The 3471-nt window shown below is 65.1% G+C and carries 4 protein-coding genes; all 4 read right to left on the minus strand.

Features of this window, described 5'->3' with window-relative positions:
• Positions 1 to 88 precede the first annotated feature (88 nt).
• The 4 genes from nrdF to JCM19049_RS09890 all read right to left on the minus strand — a co-directional run bounded on the left by nrdF (position 89) and on the right by JCM19049_RS09890 (position 3397).
• Positions 89 to 1114, minus strand: coding sequence for a class 1b ribonucleoside-diphosphate reductase subunit beta (gene nrdF, locus JCM19049_RS09875; protein ID WP_279402903.1), 1026 nt, complete (start codon positions 1112 to 1114; stop codon positions 89 to 91).
• An 84-nt stretch (positions 1115 to 1198) separates the two neighbouring features.
• Positions 1199 to 1681, minus strand: coding sequence for a class Ib ribonucleoside-diphosphate reductase assembly flavoprotein NrdI (gene nrdI / locus JCM19049_RS09880; protein ID WP_054821499.1), 483 nt, complete (start codon positions 1679 to 1681; stop codon positions 1199 to 1201).
• A 104-nt stretch (positions 1682 to 1785) separates the two neighbouring features.
• Positions 1786 to 2559: a cupin domain-containing protein gene (locus JCM19049_RS20005; RefSeq protein ID WP_279402904.1), complete on the minus strand. Its 774-nt coding sequence runs from the start codon at positions 2557 to 2559 to the stop codon at positions 1786 to 1788.
• Between the two features lie 28 nt (positions 2560 to 2587).
• Positions 2588 to 3397 carry an IclR family transcriptional regulator gene (locus tag JCM19049_RS09890; RefSeq protein WP_054821500.1) on the minus strand — a complete coding sequence of 270 codons (810 nt, stop codon included), beginning with the start codon at positions 3395 to 3397 and terminating at the stop codon, positions 2588 to 2590.
• Positions 3398 to 3471: the final 74 nt, after the last annotated feature.

Genomic DNA, 3471 nt, shown 5'->3' on the forward strand with positions numbered 1-3471 from the left:
GCCGCGCTCCTGCCGTGGGTGGCCGCCCTGGCCCCCGGCGTCGGAGGATAGCGCTAGGGCCGCCGGGCATGCCAGGCGGCCCTAGCCGCTAGAATTCCCAATCGGCGTCGTGGGTGTCCTCGGCGCGTCCAATGACATAGGAGGAGCCCGAACCGGAGAAGAAGTCATGGTTCTCCTCCGATCCCGGTGACAGCGCCGCCAGGATGGTGGGGTTCACCGCGGTTTCCGCGGCGCTGAACGGTGCCGGGTACCCCAGGTTCATCATCGCCTTGTTGGCGTTGTAGCGCACGAAGACCGCCACGTCATCCATGAGCCCCAGCGGCTCGTAGAGCTGGGCGGAATAGCGCAGCTCCAGTTCGTAGAGGTCCTGAAGCAACTGTTGCGTGAACTGGTGCATCTCGCGTTGGCGCCCCGCGTCCTGCTCGGCGAGGCTGCGCTGGTACTTGTACCCGGAATAGTAGCCGTGGATCGCCTTGTCCCGCAGGATCAGCCGGATCATGTCCGCGGTGTTGGTCAGCGTGGCATGCACGGAGTAGTGCAGCGGCAGGTAGAACCCGGCGTAGAGCAGCAGCGAGGAAAGCAGCGTGGAGGCCACCTTGCGCTTGAGCGCGTCCTTCCCGTAATAGTGCGCCATCACGGACTTGCAGCGCTGCTGCAGCAGGTCGTTGTCCACCGCCCACCGGTAGGCCGCATCGATTCGCGGGGTGTCCGAGAGCGTGGAGAAGACGCTGGAGTAGGAGCGGGCATGCACCGACTGCATGAACGCAATGTTCGTGTACACCGCCTGCTCGTGTTCGGTGCGCCCGTCCTGAATCTGGCAGATCTCCCCGACGGTGGCCTGCAGGGTGTCGAGCATCGTCAAACCGGTGAACACCCGCATGGTCTGGGTGCGCTGCAGCTCGCTGAGGGATTTCCAGGCCGGCAGGTCGTTGGACAACGGCACCTTTTCCGGCAGCCAGAAGTTGGCGGTCAACCGCAGCCAGACCTCCAGGTCCTTCTCGTCCTGCACGCGGTTCCAGTTGATAGGCCGGAGCCGGGCCGCAGGATTCCTGCGGTATTCCGGCGGGGTGACCGATACGGTGCTCAGCTCCGGTTCGAGCAGTCGTTCTTGCATGGGTGGTTGGCCTTTCTCGGTGGGGCGGTGGACCGGCGTGATGGGTTCCGGTCCGTGGTCGACAACGTTGCTGACTCCCGCGGTTCAGTCCTCGGGGTCGGTGGGTTGGGTGCTCCAGAACAGGGTGAGTCCCTCGCGGACCCGCGCCACATCGTGGGGCGTGCCCAGCAGCTCAAAGCGGTAGAGCTCCGGAATGCCGCACTTTTCGGCCACGACGGTGCCCGCCAGGCAGTAGTCCTGGCCAAAGTTCGTGTTGCCGGCGGTGATGACACCGCGCAGCAGTGACCTGTTGCGGGGGACATTCAGGAACTGGGCCACCTGTCGGGGCAGGGCCCGGGACCGCGAGCCACCCCCGTAGGTGGGCACGATGAGTACGAAGGGCCGGTTGACGTGCAACATGCCCTCCAGCCGCGGCCGCAGGGGGATACGGGCCGCCGGCATTCCCAGTCTTTCGACGAAACGCCGCGTGTTCCCCGAGACGCTGGAAAAGTAGATGAGGTTGGGGGAGTCTTCCGGAGCCAGATCGGGCGGGGAAACGTGGCTGTCGGGGGTCGCTATGAGCGTCATTGAAACCTCCGTGGTTGCAGAACATCGGGACCCAGGACGGGGCAGTGCGCATCTCACCGCGACGCACCTCAAACATTCTTGCTTAAAGTTTTGATAAAGCCAACTTAAAAGTTTGACCCATCAAACTCATGCGCGAAGGCCGGGCGTGGAAGGGGGAGGGCAGCAAAGTACGGCCGGAGGAGCCGGTGGTCCTGAGCCTTCGGAAAGGGCAAAGCCAGACGCGGATAAACGCGGCGCCCCAGGGGAAGGGGAAGCGGCTGACATGGGGTGCAGCCCAGGCGTGGGCCTAGGACCCGAAGACGGAGATGGACGACCAGGCCCGCGGGGTCTGCCCGGCTGATGGGGCGTCCCACTTGCGATGGCGCGGTGGCTGGGAAGCGGGGCGCACCATTGGAAAACCGGGCCAAGGTGCCCTGCCGCGGTGCGTAGGGCGGGCGCGGTCCGAGTAATGCGATGCTTGGTCTACGTCGCCGCGGGGGCCGGTTGCGCAGCGCGCCGTCCTTCCGGTGGGAGCCGAAGGAGGAAAGGTCAAAGCTGGCCGGTGGACCCCACACCACGAGCACCCGCAGGTCGCCCTGCCCGATGTTCTTCAGGTCGTGCGGCACCCCCGAGGGGGCCAGAACGCTGTCGCCAGGATTGAGCAGATGCAGCTGATCGCCCACCCGCATTTTCGCGCTGCCCTCGATGACCTGATAGAACTCCTCCAGGGGCAGGTCTTGGTCGTGTGCGTGGAACCCCTCATGGCCGCCGGGCGGGATGATCCAGGTCTGGATGGCCACTGCCATGCCGGTGTTGCCGCCAAAATGGTGCTGCAGGCGCATGCTGCTGCCGCCGTGCAGCTGGTAGTCGAATTCGTTCTCACCCCGGGCTTCGAACATGGTTCCTCCACATCGTTGGCGGTGCGTCTCAGGTTCCGGGCAGGTGTCCCAGGCGCACGCTGACTTCGGCTGCTGCCCGCATGGTTTGGCGTGTCAAGTCCTGCAGAACCTCGGTGCTCACCCGGTAGTAGGGAGCGGCGATCATGACACATGCCACCAGTTGGCCACGGTGGTCGAAAACCGGTGCCGCGACACCTACCTCATCCTGTGAGGTTTCCCCGTAGTTGATGGCGAAGCCCGCTTCGTGGGCCGAGTGCAGGCGTTTGAGGTATTCCCCGGTGTCGGTTTGCGCGGGAAGGCTGATGGCTCCGGAGTCGATCAGCTCCAGGGCCTGGTCCCGGGTTTCGTGGGCCAGGAACATCTGCACGGTGGCGCTGAGCCCGGTGGCGTAGCGGCTGCCCATCACGGAAGTGTGCTTCACGTTACGCTTGGAGGGTATCTGCTCCACGGACACCGATTCGCCGCCGTCCCAGATGTTGAGCACCGCGGTTTCCCCGCTGCGCTCACACAGCTCGTTGAGCACCGGGTAGGCCACCCGCCGCACGTTCAGGTTCGCCAGCAACGGCCCGGTGATGGCGATCAGGCCCAACCCCAGGCGGAACTTGCGGGTTTCCTGGTCGCGTTCCACGATCCGTTCCTGCTCCAGGGTGGCCAGGATCCGCGAGACACTGGACTTGTGCAGTCCCACCTCCGTGGCAATGTCGGTGACCCCGACCTCCGGCCGCTCGGTGGTAAAGCAGCGCAGCACATCCACCACGTTCACGATCACCGAGGCGCCGCGCGAATCGCTTTCCGGGGTGCGTGCGCTGCTGCGCGACTCCTTGTTTACCGCGGTCATCTCTTCTCCTGGCTAGCTGAGGGTTCCTGACTCCCTATCCTAGGCGGTGCAGAGGCAGGTTCCGCGGCGATGAT

Source organism: Arthrobacter sp. JCM 19049 (assembly GCF_001310435.1).

What these genes read in the sequence shown, in the direction of transcription:
- nrdF (WP_279402903.1), bottom strand. Translation starts at nt 1,114, where the DNA reads ATGCAAGAACGACTGCTCGAACCGGAGCTGAGCACCGTATCGGTCACC.
- nrdI (WP_054821499.1), bottom strand. Translation starts at nt 1,681, where the DNA reads ATGACGCTCATAGCGACCCCCGACAGCCACGTTTCCCCGCCCGATCTG.
- JCM19049_RS20005 (WP_279402904.1), bottom strand. Translation starts at nt 2,559, where the DNA reads ATGTTCGAAGCCCGGGGTGAGAACGAATTCGACTACCAGCTGCACGGC.
- JCM19049_RS09890 (WP_054821500.1), bottom strand. Translation starts at nt 3,397, where the DNA reads ATGACCGCGGTAAACAAGGAGTCGCGCAGCAGCGCACGCACCCCGGAA.